General features: G+C 47.0%; 1 pseudogene. It reads right to left on the reverse strand.

Going from position 1 to position 1,210, the window contains the following annotated elements:
- Nucleotides 1–167: 167 nt before the first annotated feature.
- Nucleotides 168–1,134, reverse strand: a pseudogene (locus tag QUB30_RS33680) (transposase); the annotation flags it as partial.
- Nucleotides 1,135–1,210 lie beyond the last annotated feature (76 nt).

Here is a 1,210-nt window from a genome sequence, read left to right on the forward strand (position 1 = left end):
TTTGTGTGTTTTTATGTCGAGCGGGCAAAACAACACCTATTTTGGGATTGAAGATAATTCAAAATTATATGTACCGGGGATTAACACAGGAAAAGCTTATGTTAAGTCGAGCTTGAAGATATTGATCGCTCCCGATCGTCAGAAAGCGATCGATTATTCAGCAAGCCCTAAGTAGAGAAAACAGTGACTTTGGAGAACTCAACCCTGGTCTGTAATTGCTCCCGTTTTTTAAGTGAGGCACAGCCCGGTACAGGACTCCTTGGAGGTAAAGAGGCAAAGCTGGGAATCGGGAGACATTGATAACACAGTCGTTTAATCTCACGTAAACCCAATTGTAAAAAGCTCAAACCTCTGTGGAAATGCCAGTCAAGCAACAAGCGTGCGACCTTCACCCGCGACAACGACGGCAATGGAAATGGCAATCAGCGTAGCAGCAGCTAGTAGCATCAATAAACAACTGAGTGCCATTTCATCCCGCAAGTGAGAACGGGTCAAGTCAAAGGCTGCCGACTTGTAATCCTTAAAATGCGGTTCGATTCCACCAAATCGCTGACCGTACACTTCAAATGTTTGCAACGAGGGGGTCGTATCTGTCAGGACTGCCCAAGGCTCACCTGCCATTGGTAAATTAGCAGTGGCAAGATGGCACTCAATGTCTTGTAAAATGGTGACTTCTCGAAAGAGATAGGCTTCTCCTGTGGGTGGCAGTAATTGTGCCAGAGCATTTGTGCGACCATTGGAAAGCGTCACGTTCAAATCTGATTTGGCGCGAATTGCCCACGACCAACGATGGTCGCGTAACCAACGAATGAACGCACCGTGTTCAAACCCTCGATCTGCTAATAGCCTCACTTGGCATCCTGGTGGCAACATTCGCAGTGTGGTTTCCAAGACTGGACGATAATCCTCATAGCCGACTGTGGCGCTGCCATGTTCCAAGACGCTCTGCCCTAAAGGAATTGACCTTCCTCCCCAAATTAAACACACCTCTATCAGGCAATATTTATCCCACAACACGCTGGTATCAAGAACTAGCGTCATTTCCATTCCCTGCCATGCCTTGAGAAACTGCTCTACCAGAGGGTAATAGAAAGTTTCGGCATTAATTTTCGGGTTATGGACAAAGTAGTTTAACCCACATTCCGCACCCCCAACTGGCACATAGGGGGATTGAGGGGGTCAAAGTGAATCATCCGAGATCATAGTAGGT

It is taken from the genome of Microcoleus sp. BROC3, from assembly GCF_036702515.1.
Taxonomy (GTDB): Bacteria; Cyanobacteriota; Cyanobacteriia; order Cyanobacteriales; family Microcoleaceae; genus Microcoleus.